The organism is Ruegeria sp. AL3 (assembly GCF_056536065.1).
Map to the genome: position 1 here is coordinate 2,421,147 of NZ_JBQFJG010000001.1, position 25,719 is coordinate 2,446,865.

Consider the following 25,719-nt stretch of genomic DNA (forward strand, 5'->3'; position numbering starts at 1 on the left):
GTGTTGCCACCGCCAGCGGCTCGGCATGTTCAAGCTTTCAGCAATGTGATAGCGCTGTGTCGTTTGCTATTCAGAACGGTTTTCACATGCGCGCGGCCCGGACACCTCCGCACTTGGTCACTCTGATCTTTGCCACGGCACTGTCGGTTTTGTCATTGAACATGTTCCTGCCGTCTCTGGCCCACATGAGTACGGATTTCGGTGTGGATTATGGCTTGGTTAACCTGTCGGTTGCCGGGTATCTGTCGGTCTCAGCCGTGTTGCAACTGATCATGGGTCCGCTTTCCGATCGTTACGGGCGCAGACCGATACTTTTGATGTGCATCACCATCTTCGTCATCGCCTCAATCGGTTGCTCTCTGGCCGAGGCCATTTGGACCTTTCTGGGCTTTCGTCTTTTGCAGGCCGCGGTGGTGGCTGGGTCAGTTCTTTCAAGCGCATCGATCAGAGATCGGTATCCGCCGAATGAGGCTGCAAGCAAACTGGGGTATGTGGCGATGGCCATGGCTTTGGCCCCAATGCTTGGCCCTATGCTGGGTGGGACACTCGACATGCTCTTTGGCTGGCGCTCGGGATTTGCTCTTTACACTGTGCTGGGGGCAGGGCTGCTGGTTTTGCTTTGGTTCGACATGGGCGAGACCAATACAAACCGCTCTTCAACCTTTACCGCCCAATTGCGCGAGTATCCGGATCTGTTTCGCGCCCGCCGATTCTGGGGTTATGCCTTATGCGCTTCGTTTTCGATTGGTGGGTTCTACAGCTTCATCACCGGTGCGCCATTGGTCGCCGCCGCGTGGTTTGATCTGAGCCCTGCCATGTTGGGCCTTGGGATTGGTATCATAACAGGCGGGTTCATGGTCGGTAACTTCGTTACTGGTCGGATCGCGGCACGGACACGTCTGACCACAATGATCCTGATCGGCCGCGTTGTGGCTTCGACCGGGCCATTCTGCGGATTGCTTCTGTTCATCGCCGGGCTGGGGTCAGTCTGGGTATTCTTCGGTTCGGCCATCTGCGTTGGGTTCGGCAATGGACTGACCAATGCAAACGCTTCGGCAGGGGTCATGTCCGTGCGACCCAAACTGGCAGGCAGCGCGGCAGGGTTGTCCGGGGCGATGGTGGTCGGGCTTGGCGCGATCCTGACCTCGATGACGGGTGCGTTTGTCAGCCCTGAAAACGGGCCGTTTCTGGTTCTGGGCATGATGTGGGCCAGCAGCTTTGCAGGTCTGCTTGCAGTGCTTTACGTTCGGCGTCTGGACCGGACAGACCCTTTGCCGGATACATTCTGAGCGCCAAAGCGGCAGGCAAACCATCATAACACTTTTCATGAGCGAAAGACCGTGATACGCGGCGCGCGATGGATTTCGGCGCGGACCCGCGCCACATTGTAAGGAGAGGCCGACATGGCACTGGAACGTACATTCTCGATCATCAAACCCGACGCAACGCGCCGCAATCTGACTGGAAAGATCAACGCCAAGTTCGAAGAAGCCGGGCTGCGTATCGTTGCGCAGAAGCGCATCCACATGACCAAGGAACAAGCCGGCAAGTTCTACGAAGTGCACGCCGAGCGCCCGTTCTATGACGAACTGTGCGAATTCATGTCTTCGGCTCCGGTCGTTGTTCAGGTTCTGGAAGGCGAAGGTGCCATTGCGAAGAACCGTGAAGTTATGGGTGCAACCAACCCGGCGGACGCAGCACCGGGCACCATCCGCGCCGAGTTCGCTGAATCGGTTGGCGAAAATTCGGTTCACGGTTCCGACGCTCCGGAAACCGCGGCTGTTGAGATCGCATATTTCTTCTCGGGCATCGAACTGGTCGGCTAAGCCGGTTTTTTGCCGAAAGATCGGGCCGCTCCGCCAGGAGCGGCCTTTTTTATTCAGACCTGCTTTAGATCTTTGGTTGCAACGCGGACCCCGATGGCATCCAGATCGGCAACCATCTGGTTTTCCGGCGCGGCGCTGTTGCCGGCCTTGATCGCGTCGAAACGCTGTCGCAGCTTCTTCTTCTCTTCACCCTTGCAATCATTCCAAGGGCGTCCCTGAAGCCCCATCACCAAAACATAGTAGCCGATGAAATGTGCTTTGGTGCCAGCCCGCAAAAGCCGGGCATAGGCTTCATCCGGTCCCAGCTGTCGCAGTTCTTCAGCCGAGTGGATGCCGGCGCGCGCGCAGGCCTGCTCGAAAGCCGGTCCAAGGTTGCGGATCGAAGAAACTGGATCGCTCATTAGCCTGTCTTAATTGCACCTCTGGGGTCTGTCACCCATGTTTGCGCGTTGGCGCAACATAATGTCTTGCTGTCTTCTGGTGTTTCCGCTCTCATGAAGTCATGCTGCCTCGGCGGTCCGGGTTTCAAAAGCCAACAGATACCAAACGCGGGTCGGTCCAGGGCCAGACAAACTGCTGACCAAGGTAAAAGCCGAATACGCTGAACGTGATGAAAGATCAGAACCGTCGAAGAAGGAACCAGCGTGCAGAAGATCGTTGAGGCAAATGTCAATGAATACCTGAAAACGCCCCGGATTGGTGGATCATGACCGATCCTTCAAGTGTTCAGTGCATTCTGTCCCAATCCATTGACCAAGCGCATGTTGAAAAGCTCATTCCCGGGTTCACGATCAGGATCGACCCACCAGCGGAATCGAGATCTTTCGTGCTTTTGGATTGCCACGATCAATCGTTGCGGAATTCAGGTCGTGTTCTGGTTGAGGTCGCAGAAACACTGTGGCTTTTCCAGAATGGCCGCGCGCCGCTGTCTCAACGCTGCAAGGGGCAGGGGCGGTTTGTTCAAGACCTGCCGCAGGGTCCGGTGACAGCCGCTTTGAAGGGTTTCCCCAAACTGCGTGCGCTGATGCAGATCGGAACCGGAGAGATTCAGACGAAACCCCTCGCCGTATTGGATGAGCTGGAGAAAACGCTGGTCAGGGGAACGGCTTGGTGCCTGTCTTCGCAGACGGGTCAGGCAGCAATCGTTCAGCTTCAGCGGCTGCGGGGGTATGAGAAAGAATTTCAAAAGGTGAACACCGCGATTTCCGCCTTGTCCGGGGGCGGGTCGGGTGTCGAAGCGCTTTGTGCCGGACTTTTCCCTGGCATGGTCGCCTATCGGGCCAAGCCAGAGATCAAGTTGTGGGAAGCTGAGCCGTCTATTCAGGTCGCGGCAGATATTATTCAAACATATCTGCAAGTTGCCCGGCAAAACGAATATGGGGTGTTAGCCGATATCGACACAGAGTTTCTGCATGATTACCGGGTGTCATTGCGAAAGGTCCGCTCCGTGATCAGCCTGTTCAAAGGCGTTTTTTCAGACACGCAGACAGTGCAATTGAAACGTGTCTTTTCCGATCTCATGGCCGCCACCGGGCGTATGCGTGATCTGGATGTCTATCTTCTGGAAAAAGATAAATACTTCAGTCTTGTACCGCCCAGTCTTCACGCGGGCCTTCAAGAGATGTTCGACCTTTTCGAGAAGGAGCGTGCCAAGGAACTGTCACGCTTGTCCCGCCGGTTGCGCAGTGACGAATACAACGCCCGTATGTCCGATCTGACGGCGATGTTCAACGGAACAGACCGCCTGACGCCCGGATCAAACGCGAAACGGGCAGCACATGAATACGCGTGCGCATTGATCTGGAAACGGTATCGCAAGGTCTGCAAAATCGCACGCGGTGTCACTGACGAAACTCGGGACGAAACCGTGCATGACCTTCGTATCGATTGCAAGAAACTGCGCTATCTGATGGAGATTTTTGGGCCTCTGTTCGATGAAAAGAGCTTCAAGAAAATCATCAAGCCATTGAAAAAGCTACAGGACAATCTGGGCGTGTTCAACGATTGCGCTGTTCAGCAAAAGTCCTTGACGGCTTTTGTCGCGCAGCACAGCGACACGCGGGGCCGTGTGGATGCGCGGATGGGCCTGGCCGTGGGGGGATTGATTGCCGTTCTGGATCAGCGCCAAAAGGCCGAGCGGAGCCGCGTAATTGCCAGCTTTCAGAAGTTTGACGGGCCAGATAGCCGGCGCCTGTTTCGGAACTTGTTTCACCGAAAAAAGGAGTGAGGAATGAAGATCATTGCCTGTTACAGCAACAAGGGCGGTGTCGGCAAAACCGCTACTTCGGTGAATCTGGCTTATTCCTATGCGCAGGCGGGGCAACAGGTGCTGTTGTGCGATCTCGACCCCCAGGGCGCTTCAGGGTTCTACTTTCGTGTGAAGCCATCAAAAAAACTGAAGGATGCGCGGTTTTTCGAGGATGTGGAGCGGTTTATCAAGGCGATCCGGGCCAGCGATTTCGAAGGGCTGGACGTTCTGCCGGCGAACCTGACCTTCCGCGACTTCGACGTGTTCCTGACGCGGATGCGAAACAAACGCTCGCGGCTGAAAAAAGCTTTGATGGCCGCGGGCAGCGACTATGACGTGATCGTTCTGGATTGCCCGCCCAACTTTTCGACTTTGTCTGAAAATGTCTTCAAAGCTGCCGACGAAATCGTTGTGCCGGTCATGCCGACAACCCTGTCCGAGCGGAGTTTCGATCAGTTGGTGAGCTTTTTTGAACAACACAAGCTGCGCAAGAAAAAGCTGCGCGCCTTTTTTTCGATGGTGCAACACCGGAAGGTTTTGCATCAGGAAACCATGAAGGCGATGCGCAAGCTGTATCCGAAACGCTTTTTGCGGACGGTGGTTCCTTTCGCTGCGGATATTGAAAAGATGGGTCAGAATCGTGCCCCGGTCTGTACTTATGCCGGGCGCAGTGCGGCCTGTGCGTCTTACAGGGCGCTGTTTGAAGAGCTGGAAAACGGAGTGATTTCGAACCAATGAGCAAGGAAATCGAGCGCAAGTTTCTGGTTTCAAGCCTGCCGGACCTGAGCAAAGCGAAAAAGGCCGTCGTAAGACAGGGTTATCTGACGGCCCCCGACGATTCCACCGAGCTGCGGCTGAGGCAAAAGAACGATGCGTATTTCCTGACCTTGAAAGGGGTTGGTGGCCTGGTCCGGTTAGAGCGAGAGGCTGAGATAACTGCGGATCAGTTCGAAACCTTCTGGCCGGAAACAGAAGGGCGCAGGGTGGAAAAAGAGCGCTACACCGGCCATTTGCCGGATGGCTTGCTGTTCGAGCTGGACGTCTTTTCAGGTGATCTGGCGCCGCTATGCTTGGTCGAGGTAGAGTTCACTTCGGAGGAGCAGGCCAAAGCATACGTGCCACCGGATTGGTTCGGTGCGGATGTCACCGCCGACACGCGATACAAGAACAAGACCATGGCGATATACGGTGTTCCGGATTAACGCAGTTGTGCCAGATTGATCGTGGTTTCCAGCCCGGGGTCGCAGTTCCGGGCGGCAAATTTTCCGCCGTGCATATGTGAGATTGCGGCCACCAGAGCCAGGCCCAAACCCGCATTCCGTTCCGTCCGCGCGGGGTCAAGTGTCACGAAGGGAAGCTGAAGGCGATCCAGTTCTTTAGGCGGTACGCCGGGGCCACGATCCCTGACGCTCAGTTGGGTGAAACCGTCGCGAGTACCGATCGAAATCGTGATTGCAGTATGTTCCGGCGCGTAACGCATTGCGTTTTCCAACAGATTGGAAAGAGCTTGCGACAGAAGGGGCCGGTGCCCCTGAATGGCAGGGGCGGAACCTTTGACTTCAAGCTGCACGCCTTGATCGGCGGCCACCGGGTCATAAAGCTCGACAACATCACCAACAAGTTGCTGCAAATCGATGGTTTCGAATTGCTCGCGCCCCAGGCCGGCCTCGGCCCGAGAGATTTCAGTGAGCTGCCCCAGAACCCGCAGGACGTGATCGATTTCACCCGTCGCCCGCGCAATGTCGATCTCGCGATCCAAGTCGCTTTTGTCGGGTTCAGAGAGGGCCTCGACCCTTTGCCGCAGACGAGACAAAGGTGAGCGGAGATCATGAGCAATTGAATTAGATGTGGTCCGAAGGTTGCTTATCAACTCCTCGATCCGGTCAAGCATGTTGTTCAATGTGCCTGAAACCTGATCGAATTCGTCCCCGGTTCCGCGCAGCGGCATCCGTTTTGAAAGGTCGCCTGAAACGATATTCTCGGCCGTACTGGCGATATCCGAAAGGCGTGAAAACACCAAACGCGTGAACAACCAGCCGGTGATGACACTCAAAACCAAAGCTATCCCAAGCGCCAGCGCAACCGAGCGAAACAGTACCCTGTCGAATTGCTGGCGTGACGCTGCATCCCGCCCGACCAGCAGGCGCTCGCCGCCCGGCAGGCGGATGGATGCGGCTGAAACGGGCACAAGCTGATCGTTGTCGGCCCGGCGCAATTCCAAGTCCACCCAACCGCTTCCGGCAGCAATGTTCACCGGCCAGGTCTTGAGATTGCCGACAAGTTTGACCCCCAACCTGTCTGTCAAAAGGTAAAGCGCATCCCGCTCGGCGGCACTTGGCAAACGGCGCTCAATTGCAGTGATCAAACCTATCAGCCCACGCCTTTCGTATTCATCCGCAAGCCCCGTCAACTCGGCTGACACGACCGAGCGGGTTTCGGCCTCGATGCTTCGGTTGGCGGTCACATAGACGATGGCGAGCACAGACGCCGTCAGAATCGTGCTCAGAAACATGCTGGTTGCAACCAGCCTTGTGCGGGAATTGTTCAGGGAAAGCCGAAGGTTATCCATCGGACATCATGTAACCCGCTCCGCGGACGGTTTCAATCAACGGCGCGTCACCGCCTTCGTCCAACTGGCGTCGCAACTTCGAAATATGCACGTCCACGACGTTGGTGTTCGGGTCAAAATGATAATCCCAAACCCCTTCAAGCAACATGGTGCGCGACACCACACGGTTTTTGCGGCGCAGGAAAAATTCGAGAATCTGAAACTCACGCGGTGTCAGAGTGATCTCGTGCCCATCGCGTGTGACTTTGCGAGTCAACAAGTCCATCTGAAGGTCTTTGCAAGTCAATGTCGGCGTCTCTTCGGATTCCTGAGGGCGACGCAAAAGGGCTTCGATTCTGGCGTGCAACTCCTGAAACGAAAAAGGCTTGACCAGGTAGTCGTCAGCGCCCGAGCGCAGCCCTTTGACCCTTTCGTCCACAGCGCTCATCGCCGTCAGCATCAAAACCGGGGTTTTCAAACCGGCGGCCCGCATTGACTTGATCAGCGACAGCCCATCCAGACCGGGCAGCATCCTGTCAAGAACAATGGCGTCAAACCCACCGTCCGTGGCATGGTACAATCCCTCACGACCGTCAGCGGCGGTTTCGACCACATACCCCTCTTCGCCAAAACCTTTGGCGATGAAGTCCCTGGTGTCAGCATCATCTTCGACGATCAACAGACGGCGGCTCATGGTCGGGATCCTTTCTTTTGATATTTAAACACAAATTTTAACTAAAGCATATGGTTAGAAGAAGTTCTTGCCGGGTGCTGGGCCGGCACCCGGCAAGCCCGGCGGATAGTGGACAACTCTGATCCGCCGGGTGAGGCGTGCGCCGAAAATCCCCATCAAGCGGCGCACGCATGTTCAAGGTCAGGCCAGTTCGACCGCGACAAAAATCTGGCTGCCGCCACGGTTGATCAGCACCAGCGCAGGATCGGTTTTCTCACTGTCCAGCGCAGATTTCAGCGCGTCCGGAGAGACAGTGTCCTGATTGCCGAGCTTGACGATCACATCGCCGCGTTGCAGGCCGGCCTTTGCCGCTGGGCTGTCGGGCTTCAGGTCGGTGACGACGACGCCCTGGACGGTTTCAGCAACACCGGTTTCTGCCCGAACCGCTTCGGTCAGGGGGGCCACGGTCACACCCAGTGTTGTTCCCGCAATTTCCGCCTCGACCGGCTTGTCGGCCTCGGCCGATGCGGCCTGATGCTGGCCAACCGTCAAGGTCACCGTTTCCATCTTGCCGTCACGCAAAACGGTCAGAGTGCTGTCGGTGCCGACCTTGGTCGTACCCACAAGGATGGGAAGGTCACCGCTGGACTCCACGGCATCGTCGTTGAAGGTCAGGATAACGTCTCCCTGCTTCAGGGCGCCGTCTGCCGGGCTGCCCGCAACCACGTCAGACACCAGCGCGCCCGAGGAAGCCTCGATTCCCAACGCTGCCGCAAGTTGTGGGCTTACGTTCTGGATCGACACGCCCAGCCAACCGCGGCTCACCTGTCCGTCATCCCGCAGATCGGCCGCGATGTGTTCAACGATGTTGGACGTGACGGCAAATCCAAGCCCCACCGAACCACCGCTGGGCGAATAGATGGCCGAGTTCACACCGACCACTTCGCCATCCATGTTGAACAGGGGGCCGCCCGAGTTGCCCTTGTTGATCGCTGCATCCGTCTGGATGAACTCGGCATAAGGGCCTTCCGAGATGTTGCGGCCTTTTGCCGAAACGATGCCCGTGGTCACGGTCGAGCTGAGGCCGAAGGGGTTGCCGATGGCGACCACGTCTTCACCTACGCGGATTTCATCACTGTCGCCAAGCTCTACGGCTTGCAGGTCAGTTCCCGCGTCGATTTTCAGAACCGCGATATCCGTCAGCGGGTCCGTTCCGACCACTTCGGCGTCGAAGGTACGGTCATCGCTGAGCCTTACGGTCACGGTCGAGGCATTGTCGACGACATGGTGATTGGTGACAATGTATCCGGCTTCGTCCAGAACAAATCCCGAACCCAGGCCCTGAGACGGGCCGCGTTGCGGCATGTTGAACCCTTCGGGGCCGCCGAAGCGTTTGAAGAATTCACCAAACGGGTGTCCTTCGAAGTCAAAGTTCTGCCCCTGGGCTGGGGTCGGCACTGCGTCTTGTTCAGCGATGATGGTTACGACCGATGGTGAAACGGTCTCAACCAGGTCAGCCAATGCCTCGTCCGCCATGGAAGGGATAGCCGTCGTTGCCAGTAGGGCCGCGCCGAGCGCACTGACACCGACCCAGTTGGAAGTGCGGGGAAGTAAAAGCGAGGATTTGCGGATGCTCATTTGTGTCTCCTGATTATCGTCGCGCAGTTGCGGCTGCGCGTTGAGACAACAGATGCATGCTCAGAATTGGCGTTTCCTGACTGATCAATTAATAAATCTTAATTTTGCCACAAAGTCGGTGTTGGCTTGCGGTCGACGTCAATCGGGATTCGCGGAATTTCACCGACCAAGACCGCAGCGAATCGGAGGATTGTTGCTAAAAATGGCGTCAAACTTTCAAAAACATTGAATTTGTTTTGTTTTGTTGACAATCATCCTTCCAAATGATGGGGAAAAGAGCTGCTCTTCCAATGGTTGTGGGTGGGTTTGGTTGAGACATGGCTTGACACAAAAAAAATATGGATGATTACGGATATTGGCTAATAAGTTTGCGTTTAATCACGAATCGCTACCTCTTGTGAAAACAGTCTATCGCCTTTAAGTTGATTTCTGGTTGGCGCGATGTTGCGTAAAAGCCATTTGAACAAGACCCAAATTAACCCTTCCTTCCAATTTTACGTTGTTTCGAACGATCGGATAAGTGAGGATGAAGGTGCCCAAGTGAGGGGAGCCAAAAGCGCTAGGGGGCGCTGGCGGCTAACTCGATCACCAAAAGTGATAACGGCGTGTTAACGAGGGGGTCTTGTTTAGGTTTGGCTGTTTGAGAGCCGGGGTGTTTCTGAAAGCACACTGGCCGCGCTTTGGAGATTGAGCAAAGTGGTAGTCCTGTTTTGGGCACCGGCCCGGTCGATAAGACCGGGCCGTGTTTGTTCAGGGGGCATGTTTTTTGCTCCAGGCCTTCCAGTCACCCGGGGTATCCAGATCCAACAGTGCGTTTCGGCCGGGCAGGGGATGCAGATGAACACTGTTTTGATGCTTTCGCACGATCTTCTGGGCACCGTCGTCCCCCTGCAATTGTGACAGTTGATCAAAAAGGGATCTGTCAAACACCACCGGATGACCGGGCTTTCCTTCCTCGGTCGTCCCACGCCAGATCAGGTTGTGGGGATGGGTTTCTCGCGCTTTCAGGATTGCTGCCAGGTCAGCTTCTGTCAGATCGGGCAGATCAGCCAGAAAAACCATCGCGGCGGGTGCATCAGGTGGCAGGTTTTGGATCGCGGCGCGCAAACTGGCGTTCATGCCTTCTGCCGCATCCCGGACCGGAACGATCTGAACATCCATGCCATCAAGCGCGCCATATCTTGGATTTGGTTTAGGGGGCAGGGCGACGATCACAGGTCCCACGGCGCAAGCCACGCTTGCAGAGCGGGCGATCAACGGGATGCCGTTGATCGGCTGCATCAATTTGTCGATGCCGCCCATGCGGCTGGATTGGCCAGCCGCCAGAAGGATAATGGGTATTTCAGTCATTTCAGCACAATGCCGTCAGCCCGAGCCCGAGTCATCCCCTCATTCGGGCGCCATCTGCGTCAAACAAGGGTGTCGAGATGACCTTTGCCGTACGCATCTGGCCCAGTATTTCGATCTTCGTTTCAAGCCCATCTGCTGCGCGTTCGGATGGTAGAAAACCGATGGCGACGGACTTGCGGGCATAATGCGAATAACCGCCCGAGGTGCAAAAGCCCACAACCTTGCCGTCCAGCCAGATCGGTTCATAGGCGTTCACGTCTGCATCGACTGCATCGACCTCGAAGGCCACCAGCCTGCGCGCGGGGCCTGTCGCACGTTCCACCTCGGCGGCGGCCCGGCCGATGAAATCGGCGTCCTTGCCAAAGGCGATGAAGCGATCCAGCCCGGTTTCGGCGGGGGTATAGTCGGGTGAGAATTCGCGCATCCACGAGCCGAAGAACTTGTCCAGCCGCAGGCTCATCATCGCGCGCATGCCGAAGGGGGTGATGCCGTGCGGTTGGCCGGCCTGCCAAAGCGTCCACCACAGCTGCCGCTGCGCCATCGGATCGCAGTAGATCTCGAACCCCAGGTCGCCGGAATAGCTGACCCGCTGCACGATGCAGTCGGTCATGCCGACGACCATGCGGCGCACGTCCATGAAGCGAATGTCGCTGATATCGGCGCGGGTGCAGGCAGCCAGAACCTCGCGGGCATTGGGGCCTGCAATCTGGAACCCGTTGCGTTTGTCGCTGATATTCTCGATGGTTATGCCGTCTTCCTGATGCTGCCGGAACCAGCGCATGTGGAAATTCTGCGCACCATATGAGGCGGTGAGCTGGAATTCCTCCTCGCCCAGGCACGACACGGTGAAATCCCCGATCAGCTTGCCCTTGGGCGACAGCATCGGCGTCAGCGACAGGCGGCCCGGCTTGGGGATGCGCCCGGCCATGATCCGATCCAGCCAGTCGCGGGCGCGGGGGCCTGTCACAAGGTATTTGCCGAAATTGTGCACCTCGTTGATGCCGACGCCCTCGCGCACGGCGCGCACCTCGCGGCCCGTTGCCGCGAAGGCGTCCGAGCGGCGGAAGGAGGGGGGTTCATAGGTCGGCTCGTCCTCCTGCGCGAAATAGTTCGGCACCTCGAGCCCGTATTGCTGTCCCCAGACCGCGCCCAGATCGCTGAAGATGTCATACATCGGCGTGGTGCGGTTGGGCCGCGCGGCGGGCAGTTCCTCGTTCGGGTAGGCGACAGAGAAGCGTTTCTGATAGTTCTCGATCACCTTGGGGCGGGTGTAGCCGGGGGTGATCCAGTCGCCGAAGCGGGCGACGTCCATGGCATAGACGTCGCGCTCGGGCTCGCCCTCGATCATCCATTGCGCCAGCGTCAGGCCGACGCCGCCGCCCTGGCTGAAGCCGGCCATCACGCCGCAGGCCGACCAGTAGTTGCGCACGCCGGGCACTGGTCCGACCAGCGGATTGCCGTCGGGGGCAAAGGTGAAGGGGCCGTGGATTACCGATTTCACCCCGGCCTCGGCCAGAACCGGGAAGCGGCGATAGGCGAACTCGATGCTGTCGGTAATCTTGTCGAAATCATCAGGCAGCAGCTCGTGCCCGAACTCCCACGGAGTGCCGTCCACGGCCCAGGGCTTGCAGGGCTGTTCGTAGAACCCGATGCACAGGCCGCGCCCTTCTTGCCGCAAATAACTTTCACCGGCCGGGTCCATGACGTGCGGATGTTCGCCGCCCGCGTCGATGATCGCCTCGATCTGAGGGATGTTGTCGGTGACGAGGTATTGATGCTCCATCGGGTGCAGCGGGAAGTAGATGCCCGCCATCGCGCCGACCTCGCGCGCCCAGAGGCCGCCGGCGTTGACGATATGCTCGGCATGGATGGTGCCCTTGTCGGTGACCACGTCCCATGTACCGTCGGGGCGCTGGTTGGTCTCGCGCACCATGCAGTGGGTCTCGATCGTGGCGCCGCCCATGCGCGCGGCCTTGGCATAGGCATGGGTCGTGCCCGAGGGGTCGAGGTGCCCGTCCAGAGGGTCATAAAGCGCACCGATGATGCCGTCGGTGTTGGCGATGGGGGCGATCTTCTTGATCTCGTCGGGGCCGACGATCTCGGTTTCCAGCCCCATGAAGCGGTGCTTGGCGCGTTCGGCCAGCAGCATGTCGAACCGGTCCTGATTGTCGGCCAGCGTGATGCCGCCCACATGGTGCAGCCCGCAGGACATGCCGGTGATCTCTTCCAGCTCTTTATACAGCCGGATAGTATAGCCCTGCAGCGCGGCCATGTTGGTGTCGCCGTTGAGCGTATGAAACCCGCCCGCCGCGTGCCATGTCGATCCGCTGGTCAGTTCCGACCTCTCCAGCAGCATCACGTCGGACCAGCCCAGCTTGGTCAGGTGATAGAGCACCGAGCATCCGACGACGCCGCCCCCGATGACGGCAACCTGACAGGTGGTTTTCACAGTGTTCCTCCCCATGACTTTGGAAAAAACTGTAGAGCCGATGGGGATATTACTCGTCTGTTAGCGACAACAAGTGTCGCATGTCACCTATTGCACCAGCTTTGGATTTCACAGCCTTCTCGCGCAGCCAATGTCGTCAAAACCTGTAGCCGAGGGCAAACAAACAGGCGGTCTGGGCCTCGTTCAGCACGACATCGCCCGGTGGTTTTTCGGCCTTGAAGGCTGCTTTTCCACTTTACTGCACAGCTGAAACAAAGTCGGGGTGATCAAACTGGCCCATCTCGCCCAGCTCCGTGCTTGGGTCGAACTGTGCGATGATCGGAATATCCGGGCCCGGTTCAGTGCAATTGGGTCGTTCAGTTGACGACAGGCACTTGGGCAGCGCGCGGAACATTTCAGAAAAATCGCAGGCGCTACAGGGGGCGCACTTTCAGTCCCGTGATACGGTTGCCTTCACGCGCCGTGACCTCGAACCGGAAACCGTGGAACGAAAACACCTGACCGACGTCAGGGATCATCTGGGCCTCGTGAATCACCAGACCGGCCAGCGTGTTCGCCTCGTCATCCGGCAGAGACCAGTCCAGCGCCCTGTTGGCATCCCGGATCGTCATGGATCCTTCAACCAGATACTGGCCATCTTCGGTGCGCATTACCGGCACCTCTTCGTCTATGTCGAACTCATCGGCGATCTCGCCCACGATTTCTTCAAGAATGTCTTCAAGCGTGATCAGGCCTCGCAGTGACCCATACTCATCCACAACCAATGCAAAATGGCTGTGCATGCGCAGGAATTCCCGCATCTGGTCGTCCAGCGTCGTGGTTTCGGGCACAAAGTAAGGGTCGTTTGCCACCTTTCCGATGTCAAAGCTTGCCAAACGGTCGGTCCCGCCGTCGCTGCTGCCTGCCTGCGCATACATGGCGCGAAAAAGGTCCTTGGCGTGGACAACACCCACGATGTTTTCCGGCTCGTCCCGGAACACAGGCAGACGGGTGTGGGGGCTTTGCAGACATTGTTTCAGGATTTCCTCTGGGGCGGCATTGGCGTCGATCATCTCGATATTCGATCGGTGCAGCATGATCTCTTCCACCGTCCGGTCGCCCAGATCCAGCGCACCCAAGATGCGGTCGCGGTCTTCCTTTTCGACTACGCCTTCGGAATGACCAAGTTGCAAGGCGCCGGCAATCTCTTCGCGTACAGCCAGAATGTTGCTGTCGGGATCGATCTGCACGCCGAACAGGCGCAACACACCGCGCACCAGCAGCCGCACCGCCGCCACAATGGGCGAAAACACCGTCACGACGACGCTGATGATCGGGGCAACAGCTGCCGCGGCCTTTTCGGAATTGGTGATGGCGTAGGTCTTGGGCAGCACTTCGGCAAAGATCAGCACCAGCAAAGTCATGACCAGGGTCGCCAACGCCACACCGCTTTCGCCGAATATACGGGTGAACAAGGCCGTCGCCAGCGAGGCGGCCAGGATGTTGACAAGGTTGTTGCCCAGAAGAACCGAGCCGATCAGGCGTTCATTGTCATCGGTGATTTCCAGCGCCTTTTTTGCGCCCCGTGATCCCTTGTCGGCCTGCGCCCGCAGTTTTCCGCGAGACGAAGCTGTAAGCGCCGTTTCCGAACCCGAGAAAAAGCCGGACAAAACGAGCAACAAGAGGATCGCGCCTGACGTAATCCAGAATGTGCTGTCGATCAGAGAAGATGAGGGTTCCATTGGTCCTTGGTGGGTTAGGGTGACGCATCCGTTATGGGGATGCCGCGCTGCTGGATCAAGGGCTTAGCCCCGGTCTTCGTCAGGGTCTTTGCTCAGCGGGTGGTGTTGCAACACCAGTTCCGACAGCCGTTCATCCAGAACATGAGTATAAATCTCGGTCGTTGCAACGTCGGCATGACCCAACAAGGTCTGGATCGAACGCAGATCAGCGCCGTTGGCCAGCAGATGCGTGGCAAAGGCGTGGCGCAGGGTATGCGGGGTGACTTTCTCGGGTGAAACGCCACCCTGAACGGCCAGTTCCTTGACCAGCAGAAAGAACCTGTGCCGCGTCAGGTGGCCGGATTTGCCGCGCGACGGAAACAGAAAACGGGATATTTGACCGCCTTTCTCGACGGTCTGGTCTTCGGCTTGGTCCCGCGCGATCAACCAGGCAGCCAAAGCATCCCGCGCCGGTGGGGACAGGGGTACCATGCGTTCCTTGCCGCCTTTGCCCATCACCAGCAACATACGGGGATCGCCACGGGCCGAGGAAACGGGCAAGGACACAAGTTCGGTCACACGCATCCCGGTGGCGTACAGAACTTCCATCAAACAGGTATTGCGTATGCGATCGCCCTTGCTGCGCCCGGTTTGTCGGGCGGCTGCCAGAAGACGGTCGACTTCGGGCACGTCCAGCGTTTTGGGCAGTCGCTTCTGCCGCCCCGGACCTTTGATCTGGATGGCGGGGTTCGTCTCGCTCCAGCCTTCCTCGAATGCAAAGCGGTACAGCTGTTTTATCGCCGACAATCGCCGCGCGCGGGTGGAACGTGACAAGCCCTGTGCCTGGCAGTCGATCAGATAGGCCTCGATCTGATCACGATCTGCCTGATCGAATCCGGATCCCCTGTGCTGCAACCAGGATGCAAAGTCTTTCAGATCGCGGCCATAGGCCAGCAAGGTATTTGTCGCCGCGCCAAGTTCCGCTGCCTGGGCCTGTAGAAAGGTCGAAATCCATAGCTCATTTGTCGCCGGAATAGCCATCTTCAGCGCTCTTGAAGGATCAACAGGCTCAGCGCGGCACGCCGCGCGGTGTCTTCCAGGCCCACGCGTCGGAAGGTTGCGATTGCTGCGGTCAGATCCACCAGATTGCCCCGTGCACCATGCGCAAACAACTGCATGGCTTCCAGTATGGCTTCACCAAGTTGACCATTGTCCAGCAAGGCGTCGATGTCGTTGGGTACGGGTGCTGCCCATGCAAACCCCTGAGAAACCGCGTCGGCCAACGGAGAAGGAGAAACCGCCCGCCCCGGATCACCCTGCGCCAGCGCCGCAAGAAACAGGGTATCGATCGAGTTGTCCGGCGCTGATTGTGCAGCCTGTTCGTACAGGCCAGACAGCATCAGAATGCGCCAGCGCAGGTTTTCAGTCGCCGGCACCGACAGCGAAACCTTTGACAGACGCTCGGCGAACAATTCGGCGAAGGGCACTTCAAGCCCGACGCTGCGCATCTGCTGCCAGACCGTCGGCAGCGTTTTTCCGATGGCTTCAGCGCTTCGCGTATCCAATGCGCTTTCAAATCGTTGGATGGCTGCGACCCTGTCCCAAACTGCGCCGGACGCTGCCGGGGACCTTTCGGTATAAAGTCCAAGCAATTGATTGGGCGTCAAAGCGCCAATGCGTGTAAGCCGTTCGGCGGCTTCGATCTGCGCTTTCCATCCGGCCACATCCCGAAGATCCGCGTTGGCGAAAGCGCGTGGCAACGAGGCGGAAGGAAGCCGCTCTCCGATCGCTTCGAACAGTCGGAAACTCAATGGATCCGGGTTTTTAGGTTGGGGCAGATAAGCCGCGCCTTCATAGAGTTCAGGGCTTAGAAAACGATCCAGAACCGCCAGCTCTTCCGGTGGCAGGATGTCCAGGGCATGCGCTGCCTCAAGCGTCAACGCGGCCGATGCCCAATCTCCGCGTCGGGCTTTGCAGAACACTTGCGCGGCGTAGTCCTTTGACAGATGCGGTTCGGCGATAAGGGCGGTGCAGCTGCGATCCTCATCACCGGTCAGCAGCGTTGCGTCAAACCAGCGCTGAAATCGATCCTGTGTATCGGTCGGCCCGGCCAGTTGAACCAGAGATTGCACGGGATCAGCCGCGCCCAGTTGCATCAGACGGTCCAGCCGCGCCAGCAGCATAATCTCTTGCGCATCAGGGCCCGCCGGTGCCCGGGTTTCCGACAGAAGCAATGTAAACAACAGGCGTTGCATGGCCGGGTTGTCGCGAACGGGCGTCTTCGCGATCAGCTCCGCCAGCCGGTTCGCATCGCTGCCTTGCCACAAATCCACGGGCAACCCGGTGACGGATGATGCGACCAGGCCCAAAGGTTGCGACAACGCTTCAAGCGGCGTGACCTCAATTTCGGGCAATCCGCCGTTCTGTGCCACCGGCGGTTCCAGCAATACGGTTCCGGGCAGGTTTTCCGGCGGATCCGCAAGCCACTCGATCGCGGATAACGGGGTCTGCGCATGTGCCGATCCCGCCAGAAAGACCGCCAACAGCGCCTGTTTAGTTGACATCCAATACGACCGGTTCGCGGATTTCACTTTGAGGCGCAGAAAAATCCGCGCCAAAGAATGGGCCAACATAGGCGTAGGCGACCAGCCCAATGAATACCAGGCAAAGAACATATATCAGGAATTTGATCAGTCGGCCCATGGCCCCACGCTGCCTCAATTTTTGATTTTGGCCAAGTTATAACTGGCATTTTTCCCAAGATCACGTCATTCACGTTTAAATGAGCGAAATTAAGCATAACACACATTCCACAGACACACAGGGTGGTTTTGATCTGCACAAAACCGTGGTTCTGGTGGGGATGATGGGGGCTGGCAAGACTGCGGTGGGTCGCGCGTTGGCCGCACGTCTGGGTGTTCCGTTTCTGGACAGCGATGCCGAGATCGAATCAGCCGCCAACATGACCATTCCTGAAATCTTTGAGCGTGACGGCGAACCTTTCTTTCGCACCAAGGAATCGCAGGTCATCGGGCGCTTGCTGGATGAACAAAAAGGCATTCTTTCAACGGGTGGGGGGGCGTTTCTCCAGCCGGAAAACCGTCGCATCATCGCCGAAAAGGGCGCTGCCGTCTGGCTGCGCGCGGATCTGAATGTTCTGTGGAACCGTGTGCGCCACAAAGACACCCGTCCTCTGCTGCGCACCGACGATCCCTATGCGACGCTGAAATCCCTCTACGAGGCCCGCGTGCCGGTTTATGCTGAGGCCGATCTGACAGTGGATTCGGATGGCGAGACCTCGATCGAAAATATGGTAGGCCGCGTTGTCGACGCTCTGTTGGCGCGCCCTGATGTTTTGGAACTCAAATAAATGCACCAAACAGTACATGTGGACCTGGGTGACCGATCCTATGATGTTGAAATCGGTCCGGATCTTCTGACGCGGGCAGGGGGCTGGATATCACCACTTCTGGCCCGGCCAAAAGTCGCGGTTTTGACGGATGAAAACGTGGCCGGTCTGCATCTTGAGGCGCTGCGCGCCGGGCTGAATGCCGCGGGGATCGAGATGACCGCGCTGGCGCTGCCCGCCGGAGAGGCAACCAAAAGCTGGCCGCATTTCGAGCGCGCTGTAGAGTGGCTGCTCGCAGAAAAAGTCGAACGCCGGGATGTCGTCGTGGCCTTGGGGGGCGGCGTCATCGGAGATCTGGCAGGCTTTGCAGCGGCGGTTCTGCGGCGCGGTGTTCGCTTTGTGCAGATTCCAACGTCCTTGCTGGCGCAAGTGGACAGTTCGGTCGGTGGAAAGACCGGGATCAACGCACCACAGGGCAAAAACCTGATCGGCGCGTTTCATCAACCGTCTCTGGTTCTGGCGGATACCTCTGTTCTGGGGACCATGACCCAAAGAGACTTCTTGTCGGGCTATGGCGAGGTCGTGAAATACGGATTGCTTGGCGATGCGAAATTCTTTGATTGGCTTGAGGCGCACGGGCCAAGCGTTTCCTCGGGTGACATGGCGGCCCGGGTACACGCGGTGACGCGCTCGGTGCAAATGAAGGCCGACATCGTCGCGCGGGATGAAACCGAACAAGGTGACAGGGCTCTTCTCAATCTGGGGCACACGTTCTGCCACGCCCTGGAGGCCGCGACGGGATATTCCGACCGCCTTCTGCATGGCGAAGGTGTGGCAATTGGCTGCGCGCTGGCGTTTGAGTTGTCATCGCGCCTGGGTTTGTGCTCGCAAGAGGATCCAAGCCGGGTGCGCGCGCATTTGCGTGCCATGGGGATGAAGACGGATCTGGCCGATATTCCGAGCGAATTGCCAAGCGCCGAGGCGCTGGTGGATCTTATGGGACAGGACAAGAAAGTCGTGGATGGCCAGCTTCGGTTTATTCTGGCGCGTGGGATCGGAGAAGCGTTCGTGACCTCAGATGTGCCGAAAGATGCGGTTCTTTCGGTCCTGTCGGATGCGCTTGCCACGGCTTGACCTGAAGGCCTAGCGCCCCTGAATGACCATCAGTTCACCGATGTTCTCGCGCGTGATGTAACCCATCATGCGACCACCCCGAGTGACCACAGCAATGGCCGGAGCGCCGTTGTGCAAGTGCTCCAGAACGGTCTCGAGCCCGGTGGTAAGCGAAACTGCGGGGACCGCCGCGTCCATGATCGACGTGGCGGGCGCTGATCTGGGTTGGTCACTTGCCAGCGCAGCAAACAGCCGTTCACGCGTGACGAATCCCAACAGGGCCTGGCTTGAGTCCAATACAGGGAATTCGTGCTGAGTGGTGTGAATCACGGCTTGCGCCGCGGTACTCAGCGTATCGTCGGGGGAAAGCGCGTGAAACTCGGTGATCATCGCGTCCCGGGCCAGTACCCGGCGCGCTGCGGAGCGCAGGGCGACGTCCTGGCTTTCGGCGTTGGCGGCGATGAACACGAACACGGCGATGAGCACGAGAAACGGGTTGCCTGAACTCAGCCCCAAAAACCCCAGACCCACCGCAACGATCTGACCTCCGACCGCAGCCACCCGTGTTGCTTTGACGCGGTCCATGCGCAGGCACAGAAGGGCGCGGAATACGCGCCCTCCGTCCATGGGGAAGGCCGGGATCATGTTGAATACGGCCAGCAGCAGGTTGATGTAGGCCAGCCTGTTCAGAAACCCGATACCCGGTGAATCGATCTGGGAAAGCGTCTCGATCGGCACTCCTGCTCCGAAGGCGACCAGTATGACCCAGATCACGATGTTCACCGCCGGACCTGCAAGTGCCACAAGCACTTCTTGCATCGGTTTTTCCGGCATCCTTTCAAGCCGGGCCAACCCGCCGATCGGCAACAATGTTATGTCTGGGGTCTTGATTCCAAAGCGCCGCGCCATGAGGGCATGACCGAATTCATGCGCGACCACACAGGCAAACAAGGCCAGAACAAACAACAGGTTGTCTATGGCGGCCGGCAGGCCACCGGCGGAATAGGCCGCAAAGCCCACCCAGGCCAGAAGCAGGAAAAACGTGACATGGACCCTCAGTTCGGACCCGAGCAACCGGCCGAGAGAAAAGGACCATGTCATGTCGTGTCTCCGAATTTTCTAGAACGGAATCTCGTCGTCGTCGATTCCACCCGATGCCGGTGCCGGGGAACTGGACGGACCGCCGTAAGGATCTCCGTACCCGCTGCCACCGGCTTGGCCGCCGCCGTAACCACCGCCGCTGCCGCCGCCTTCGCCGCGGCTGTCGAGCAAGGTCAATTCACCGCGGTAGGGGCGCAGAACAACCTCGGTTGTATAACGGTCTTGCCCGGACTGATCCTGCCATTTTCGGGTTTCCAGCTGGCCTTCGATATAAACCTTGCTGCCTTTGCGCAGGTATTGCTCTGCAATACGGGCCAGCGGTTCCGAGAAGATTGCGACCGAGTGCCATTCCGTGCGTTCGCGGCGTTCGCCCGTGTTGCGGTCTTTCCAGTTCTCTGACGTGGCAATGCGCAGATTGCAAACCTTTCCGCCGTTCTGGAACGACCGGACCTCGGGGTCGCGGCCAAGATTTCCGACCAGAATGACCTTGTTGACTGAACCCGCCATGTAATTCCTCGTTCTGTTTTCGCGTATGTGCGCCGAATCTGGCGCGACTTGTTTCGTGAGACCCTATACGGCCTGCATCATGGATGAAAACAGTAGATACAACAGTGTTGGGCAAGAGTCTTACTTTGGTCTTTACCAAGCTTTCATTTTTTGTGGGAATACCTATAATCCGACTGGTTTCTTATCGAGCAGGATAGGCATTGATGCGTTCTTGGGTTGCTGGGTTTTCTGTTGTCTGCCTTGTGCTGGCCGTTTTGCCTGTGCAGGCGCAAACTCTGTCTACCAAAAGCCGCAAGGATATCTTCCTCAAGCAGTCGAAGATTCTGGATTCCCGTGCGGCGACGCAGTATCGCGACTCCGCGCGGTTGAAACCCAAGACATCCCGTACGCATACCGGCAAGCGATATACTGGCAAGTATCGCGGCCAGTATCTGGATCTGGCGAAACAGGCTGCCCGCCTTCACAACATTCCCGAAGACTTGTTCCTGCGCCTTGTTCAGCAGGAAAGCGGATGGAACCCGCACGCGAAGTCTCACAAGGGTGCTCTGGGATTGGCGCAATTGATGCCTCAGACCGCCGAGCTTTTGGGGGTCAACCCGCATGACCCCAAGCAGAATCTCGAAGGTGGGGCCAGATACCTGTCCTGGCAGTATCGCAAGTTCAAATCCTGGCCACTGGCTTTGGCCGCCTACAATGCTGGCCCAAAAGCGGTGGAAAAGCATGGCGGCATACCGCCATACAAGGAAACCCAGAACTACGTGAAGGTTATCTGGGGCGGTTAAACCCTATGCCGCGACGCAGAACGTCCGGTTCTTGATCCGACGCAACCAGTCCAACTAACCTGAAAGGGTATCGTCCAGCAACTGGTGAGGCCGCCTGATGCCTGTTGACCACCCTGAGATCCCGCAAGAAACGCTGGTTAACTGGCAGCAACTGGTTGATCTGGTCGCGGAATTGGCGGATGTGCCCGCAAGCCTGATCATGAAAACCGACGCACCGGATCACGCGGTGCTGATCACCTCGGATCATCCCGAAAACCCGTATCCGGTTGGTTTGAGTTTCCAGTTGAATCCCAAACTTTATTGTCAGGGCGTATTGCAACGGGACGGAGAACTGGTGGTTGAGGATGCAGCCTGCGATCCGGATTGGGCCGACAATGACGATCTGGAACATGGGATGACATTTTACATCGGCCTGCCGCTGAAATGGCCCGATGGATCGGTGTTCGGAACGATTTGTGTTCTGGATCGAAAGCAGAACCGGCGTGCCTTGTTGTTCCGCGAAGGGTTGGCGCAGTTCGCACGCATGGTCGAGTCGGATTTGGCTTTGTTGCAAGAGGTTTACCTGCGCCGCGCGCTGGAAGAGAAACTCAACGAAACATTGGCGCAGCTTGAAACCCGTGTCGCAGATCGTACCCGTGAATTGCAGGAAACCAACACGGCGCTTCGCGTTCTGCTGTCCAGTCTGGATGACGAACGCAAAAACCGCGATCACGAAATTGTCGAACAGGTGCGCGGCCGAGTTCTGCCCTATCTGGAAAAGGTTCGAACGCAGCTTTCCGGGGACGAAGCGCAGTATGTCTATCTTGAGTTGGCCGAGAAGAACCTGAACGAGATCACGTCTTCATTGTCGGACAAACTGACGGATGCGTTTGCAGCAATGACCCCGACGGAGATCGAGATTGCGCAGATGGTCATGTTTGGAAAAACAACCAAGGACATCGCCAAGGCCCTGTCCCGAGAAACATCGACAATCGATTTTCACCGCAACAACATCCGCCGCAAGCTGGGCCTTGAAGGGCGCAGCAAGAACCTGCGCAGTCATTTGCTCTCGATTTCGTGAACACGGAATATGGGGTTTTCCCCCATATTCCGCCCACATTTTTTCGGTCTGAGCCAAGATGCCTTGGCTTGTTACCTTTGATTGGGACGTGTGGAAAACCTGCATATGTCCAACAGAGAGGTACACAAAAATGGATCGCAAAGATCTGAAACCAACCATCCTGAACGGGGACAAGGATCATTTGGCGCCGGGGCTGTCTCGCCGGTCGTTCTTTATGGCGGCGGGGGCTGCCGGTGTCGGTGCGACTGCTTCCGTACTGGGCGCAAGACCGGCTCAGGCGCAGTCTCAGGCGTGGCTACAGCCGGGCAACAACAATCACGTGATAGATCTGCAAGGCGCAACGGGTCAGGCCAGCACCGGGACGGTTGGCATCGACTATTATGGTCATTGTGCGATCAAGATCACCTCGCCCAATGGCGCAACAGTGCTGTTTGATCCCTGGCGCGATGATCCGTCGGGCGCTTGGGGGCTTTGGTTCCGCAACGAATTCCCGCAAATCCCGGTGGATATCACCCTGTCGACCCATGCCCATTTTGATCACGATGCGATTGAACGCCCAAGTTCGACCATGGTGCTGGATCGCATGGTGGGCAATTTCGAGTTTGCAGACATCATGATCACCGGTTTTGCCGACAAGCACGCCTGTGTCGCGCCCGGATGGTATGACTGGACCAATGCGCTGGCCGAGTTCGGTGTGGAAGCCTGCCCGCCGAACAACGTGGGCCACATGGATATGGTCGTCTATCTGGTCGAGACCGGCGGCATTCGAACGCTGATCTGGGGCGACAACCGCCACAACCCGCCACAGGAGTTCTGGGACGCGATCGGTCGGGTGGATGTTCTGACGCTGCCGGTTGATGGCTCGGAACATATCCTCAGCTTCGATCAGGGCAACGACATCGTATCCAAGCTCCAGCCCAAGGTGATCATCCCCACACATTACCTGAATGAGGTCACATCCTACACGCTGACCACTCTGCAATCTGCCGACGACTGGGTGAAAGCTCAGCAGAGCTACAAGATGCTCGACAGTGCCAGCCTTCTGCTTGAAGCCGGTGGCATTGCAGGAATGAACCAGGAATTCATGCATTTCGGCAACAACGTCATGACCGGCTGACGAATTACCGGGGTCGCCACTCACGCCACTCCCAAGCGCCGCCTGTCTCCCCACGAACCGCGGCGCCAATAGAAAGGGCCGGTTCCTGACCGGCCCTTTCTCAAGGTTCAGAAACGGGTTTACTCCGCCGCGACTTTGATCACCGGCTCCATCCGGGCCAGAATATCTTCGGCCAGGTGGCATTTGATCTGGTGGCCATCCGCCAGCGTCTGCACCGGCGGCACGTGGGATTCGCACCGACCGTCAGGCACCTCGGATTTCCATCGGCAACGCGTCTGGAACGGACAGCCTGGTGGCGGGTTCATGGCCGAGGGAATATCGCCTTCCAGAACGATATGCTGCTTTTCGATCGAGGTATCCGCAATCGGAACCGCGCTCAGCAGCGCCTCGGTATAGGGGTGATAGGGCGGGGCAAAGACCTGATCCGTGGTGCCCAATTCCACAACATGGCCCAGATACATCACCATGACCCGGTCGCTCAGGTAACGCACGATAGACAGGTCGTGGCTGATGAACAGCAGCGTGGTTTTGTGCTCTCGCTGAATCTCCATTAAAAGATCCGTCACGGCGGCCTGAACCGACACATCCAGCGCCGAGACGGGTTCGTCCGCCACAACGATACGTGCATCGCCGGCAAAGGCGCGTGCGATACCCACGCGCTGTTTCTGACCACCCGACAGCTGTCGCGGCATTCTGTCCGCGAAGGCGCGCGGCAGCTTCACCAGATCAAGCAGTTCCAGCATCCGCTTCTTGCGCTCGGCCTCAGAGTTTCCGACACCAAAGATTTCAAGCGCCCGGATGATCTGACGGCCAACGGTCATCGACGGATTCAGCGTGTCGAACGGGTTCTGGAAAACCATCTGAACTTCGCCGATCGTCTTGGCATCGCGTTCTTCGATGGGCACCTGTTCGATGTTGCGGTTGTCCAGCAGGATCTGCCCGTCTGTGGCCGTCTCCAATCCCATAAGCACCTTGGCGAAGGTGGACTTGCCGCAGCCGGATTCCCCCACGATGGCCAGTGTCTCGGATTCGTGCGCCTCGAAGCTGAGCGTTTCGTTGGCCTTCACAACCTTCTTCTCACCGCCGCCAAACAAGGCATTTGCCGCAACCTCGTAATATTTCTTGAGGTTGTCCATTTTCAGAACCGTTCGGCCAATCTCACCCTTTTCTTTCTGATCGGCCAGCGCAAGTGGGGCGTTCCAGTCGATTTCCTGGAATTTAAGGCAGCGGGTGTGGTGCCGGTCATTTCCAGGAACGGCCTCCATCAGGATTTCCTTCGCGTCACAGCGCCCCTCTTCGAAATAGTCGCAGCGCGGTCCGAAGTTGCAACCCGGAGGCCGCTCGTGGGGCAATGGGAAGTTCCCCGGAATAGCCACCAGCGGACGCGTGTTCTTGTCAGCCCCCGGCAGCGGGATCGAACGGAACAGCGCCTGTGTATAAGGGTGCTGCATCTCGTCGAACACATCCTTGATCGAGCCGCGCTCGACCGCTTCACCCGAATACATCACGCACAGACGGTCGCAGGTTTCCAGAACCAGCCCGAGATTGTGCGAGATGAACAACATCGAGGTGCCGTATTTCTTGCCCAGATCCTTGACCAGTTCAACCACGGCGGCCTCGACGGTCACGTCCAAAGCCGTTGTCGGCTCGTCCAGGATCAACAGCGCCGGTTTCGACATCAGCGCCATCGCAATCACGATCCGCTGCTGCTGACCACCCGACAGTTGGTGCGGAAACGAATTCAACATCCGTTCGGGGTCTGGCAGGCGAACGTCCGTCACCACTTCCAGCGCACGGGAATAAGCCTCTTCCTGACTTACCCCCTCGTGGATCATCGGCACTTCCATCAATTGTTTGCCGATCTTCATCGCCGGATTCAGCGATGCCATCGGCTCCTGATAGATCATCGCGATTTCATTGCCGCGAATGTCGCGCAGTTCTTCGGCCGACATCTCTGCCAGATCGCGGCCCTTGAACTTTATCGTGCCTCCGACGATGCGACCGTTCTTGCCAAGATCCTGCATAACGCCCAGTGCCACGGTTGATTTGCCACAACCGGATTCACCAACCAGCCCCACGGCTTCACCGGGCTCTACGCTGACCGAGAAATCCATAACGGCGGGGATTTCCCGCAGGCGGGTAAAGAATGAGATGGACAGCTTGTCGATCTCCAGGATCGGGCCGTCATAATCCGCCATTTTGCTCATTTTGCTTACTCCTCACCAAATGCGGGGATCCCCTTCATCTGGCCAAAAATA

24 protein-coding genes are annotated in these 25,719 nt (G+C 57.8%); 10 read left to right on the plus strand and 14 right to left on the minus strand.

What is annotated here, in order from left to right:
• Positions 1–86: 86 nt before the first annotated feature.
• Both ACR3E6_RS12245 and ndk read left to right on the plus strand, forming a co-directional pair.
• Positions 87–1,289: a multidrug effflux MFS transporter gene (locus ACR3E6_RS12245; RefSeq protein ID WP_480488136.1), complete on the plus strand. Its 1,203-nt coding sequence runs from the start codon at positions 87–89 to the stop codon at positions 1,287–1,289.
• A gap of 114 nt (positions 1,290–1,403) precedes the next feature.
• The gene (gene ndk, locus ACR3E6_RS12250; protein WP_068334875.1) at positions 1,404–1,826 is read left to right on the plus strand and encodes a nucleoside-diphosphate kinase; all 423 of its coding nucleotides are present in this window, start codon (positions 1,404–1,406) and stop codon (positions 1,824–1,826) included.
• Between the two features lie 53 nt (positions 1,827–1,879).
• Here ndk and ACR3E6_RS12255 read toward each other — a convergent pair whose 3' ends face one another.
• A complete protein-coding gene (locus ACR3E6_RS12255) occupies positions 1,880–2,227 on the minus strand; it encodes a TfoX/Sxy family protein (RefSeq protein WP_171632970.1) in 348 nt (115 codons plus the stop codon).
• A 305-nt stretch (positions 2,228–2,532) separates the two neighbouring features.
• Between ACR3E6_RS12255 and ACR3E6_RS12260 the strand changes: the two genes are divergently transcribed.
• The 3 genes from ACR3E6_RS12260 to ACR3E6_RS12270 are packed head-to-tail and all read left to right on the plus strand — an operon-like array spanning position 2,533 to position 5,276.
• Positions 2,533–4,053 (plus strand): CHAD domain-containing protein, encoded by a 1,521-nt coding sequence (locus tag ACR3E6_RS12260; RefSeq protein WP_480487334.1) that lies wholly within the window; start codon positions 2,533–2,535, stop codon positions 4,051–4,053.
• A 3-nt stretch (positions 4,054–4,056) separates the two neighbouring features.
• Positions 4,057–4,812: a ParA family protein gene (locus ACR3E6_RS12265; protein ID WP_480487336.1), complete on the plus strand. Its 756-nt coding sequence runs from the start codon at positions 4,057–4,059 to the stop codon at positions 4,810–4,812.
• A complete protein-coding gene (locus tag ACR3E6_RS12270; RefSeq protein ID WP_480487338.1) occupies positions 4,809–5,276 on the plus strand; it encodes a CYTH domain-containing protein in 468 nt (155 codons plus the stop codon). Before ACR3E6_RS12265 ends, ACR3E6_RS12270 begins: the two co-directional genes overlap by 4 nt.
• On the opposite strand, the gene ACR3E6_RS12275 is transcribed toward ACR3E6_RS12270, so the two are convergent.
• From ACR3E6_RS12275 to ACR3E6_RS12320, 10 genes are all read right to left on the minus strand, one after another.
• Entirely contained in the window at positions 5,273–6,643 is a 1,371-nt protein-coding gene (locus ACR3E6_RS12275) for an ATP-binding protein (RefSeq protein ID WP_171632960.1), read from the minus strand. The two genes, ACR3E6_RS12270 and ACR3E6_RS12275, sit on opposite strands and share 4 nt — an antisense overlap.
• Positions 6,636–7,316, minus strand: a complete 681-nt coding sequence (locus tag ACR3E6_RS12280; protein WP_152457754.1) for a response regulator transcription factor — start codon at positions 7,314–7,316, stop codon at positions 6,636–6,638. The genes ACR3E6_RS12275 and ACR3E6_RS12280 overlap by 8 nt, the downstream gene beginning before the upstream one ends.
• 180 nt (positions 7,317–7,496) lie before the next feature.
• Positions 7,497–8,933 carry a DegQ family serine endoprotease gene (locus ACR3E6_RS12285; RefSeq protein WP_480487340.1) on the minus strand — a complete coding sequence of 479 codons (1,437 nt, stop codon included), beginning with the start codon at positions 8,931–8,933 and terminating at the stop codon, positions 7,497–7,499.
• A 750-nt stretch (positions 8,934–9,683) separates the two neighbouring features.
• Positions 9,684–10,283: a nucleotidyltransferase family protein gene (locus ACR3E6_RS12290; RefSeq protein WP_480487342.1), complete on the minus strand. Its 600-nt coding sequence runs from the start codon at positions 10,281–10,283 to the stop codon at positions 9,684–9,686.
• A 31-nt stretch (positions 10,284–10,314) separates the two neighbouring features.
• On the minus strand, positions 10,315–12,732 hold the full coding sequence (locus tag ACR3E6_RS12295; RefSeq protein WP_480487344.1) for a GcvT family protein: 2,418 nt from the start codon (positions 12,730–12,732) through the stop codon (positions 10,315–10,317).
• Between the two features lie 235 nt (positions 12,733–12,967).
• A complete protein-coding gene (locus tag ACR3E6_RS12300; RefSeq protein WP_480487346.1) occupies positions 12,968–13,126 on the minus strand; it encodes a hypothetical protein in 159 nt (52 codons plus the stop codon).
• A 19-nt stretch (positions 13,127–13,145) separates the two neighbouring features.
• Positions 13,146–14,453 carry an HlyC/CorC family transporter gene (locus ACR3E6_RS12305; protein ID WP_171632949.1) on the minus strand — a complete coding sequence of 436 codons (1,308 nt, stop codon included), beginning with the start codon at positions 14,451–14,453 and terminating at the stop codon, positions 13,146–13,148.
• Positions 14,454–14,516: 63 nt separating this feature from the next.
• A complete protein-coding gene (locus ACR3E6_RS12310) occupies positions 14,517–15,473 on the minus strand; it encodes a site-specific tyrosine recombinase XerD (protein WP_171723408.1) in 957 nt (318 codons plus the stop codon).
• 2 nt (positions 15,474–15,475) lie between these two features.
• Positions 15,476–16,996, minus strand: a complete 1,521-nt coding sequence (locus ACR3E6_RS12315; RefSeq protein ID WP_480487348.1) for a hypothetical protein — start codon at positions 16,994–16,996, stop codon at positions 15,476–15,478.
• Positions 16,986–17,135 carry a hypothetical protein gene (locus tag ACR3E6_RS12320; RefSeq protein ID WP_171168466.1) on the minus strand — a complete coding sequence of 50 codons (150 nt, stop codon included), beginning with the start codon at positions 17,133–17,135 and terminating at the stop codon, positions 16,986–16,988. Before ACR3E6_RS12320 ends, ACR3E6_RS12315 begins: the two co-directional genes overlap by 11 nt.
• A 79-nt stretch (positions 17,136–17,214) precedes the next feature.
• On the opposite strand from ACR3E6_RS12320, the gene ACR3E6_RS12325 reads away from it, so the two are divergent.
• Positions 17,215–17,802, plus strand: coding sequence for a shikimate kinase (locus tag ACR3E6_RS12325; protein ID WP_152457761.1), 588 nt, complete (start codon positions 17,215–17,217; stop codon positions 17,800–17,802).
• Positions 17,803–18,915 (plus strand): 3-dehydroquinate synthase, encoded by a 1,113-nt coding sequence (aroB, locus tag ACR3E6_RS12330; protein ID WP_480487350.1) that lies wholly within the window; start codon positions 17,803–17,805, stop codon positions 18,913–18,915. It begins immediately after the preceding gene.
• A 9-nt stretch (positions 18,916–18,924) separates the two neighbouring features.
• Here aroB and ACR3E6_RS12335 read toward each other — a convergent pair whose 3' ends face one another.
• Together ACR3E6_RS12335 and ssb are read right to left on the minus strand one after the other, a co-directional pair.
• Positions 18,925–19,995 carry a site-2 protease family protein gene (locus tag ACR3E6_RS12335; RefSeq protein WP_171639631.1) on the minus strand — a complete coding sequence of 357 codons (1,071 nt, stop codon included), beginning with the start codon at positions 19,993–19,995 and terminating at the stop codon, positions 18,925–18,927.
• 18 nt (positions 19,996–20,013) lie between these two features.
• Complete coding sequence (gene ssb, locus ACR3E6_RS12340; RefSeq protein WP_152457764.1) at positions 20,014–20,502, minus strand: single-stranded DNA-binding protein; 489 nt, start codon at positions 20,500–20,502, stop codon at positions 20,014–20,016.
• Positions 20,503–20,705: 203 nt separating this feature from the next.
• On the opposite strand from ssb, the gene ACR3E6_RS12345 reads away from it, so the two are divergent.
• The 3 genes from ACR3E6_RS12345 to ACR3E6_RS12355 all read left to right on the plus strand — a co-directional run bounded on the left by ACR3E6_RS12345 (position 20,706) and on the right by ACR3E6_RS12355 (position 23,461).
• Positions 20,706–21,284, plus strand: coding sequence for a lytic transglycosylase domain-containing protein (locus ACR3E6_RS12345; protein ID WP_171632935.1), 579 nt, complete (start codon positions 20,706–20,708; stop codon positions 21,282–21,284).
• 97 nt (positions 21,285–21,381) lie between these two features.
• On the plus strand, positions 21,382–22,344 hold the full coding sequence (locus tag ACR3E6_RS12350; RefSeq protein WP_171632933.1) for a LuxR C-terminal-related transcriptional regulator: 963 nt from the start codon (positions 21,382–21,384) through the stop codon (positions 22,342–22,344).
• A gap of 130 nt (positions 22,345–22,474) precedes the next feature.
• Positions 22,475–23,461 carry an MBL fold metallo-hydrolase gene (locus ACR3E6_RS12355; RefSeq protein ID WP_480487353.1) on the plus strand — a complete coding sequence of 329 codons (987 nt, stop codon included), beginning with the start codon at positions 22,475–22,477 and terminating at the stop codon, positions 23,459–23,461.
• Positions 23,462–23,580: 119 nt separating this feature from the next.
• On the opposite strand, the gene ACR3E6_RS12360 is transcribed toward ACR3E6_RS12355, so the two are convergent.
• Positions 23,581–25,668 (minus strand): dipeptide ABC transporter ATP-binding protein, encoded by a 2,088-nt coding sequence (locus ACR3E6_RS12360; RefSeq protein WP_480487355.1) that lies wholly within the window; start codon positions 25,666–25,668, stop codon positions 23,581–23,583.
• Positions 25,669–25,719: the final 51 nt, after the last annotated feature.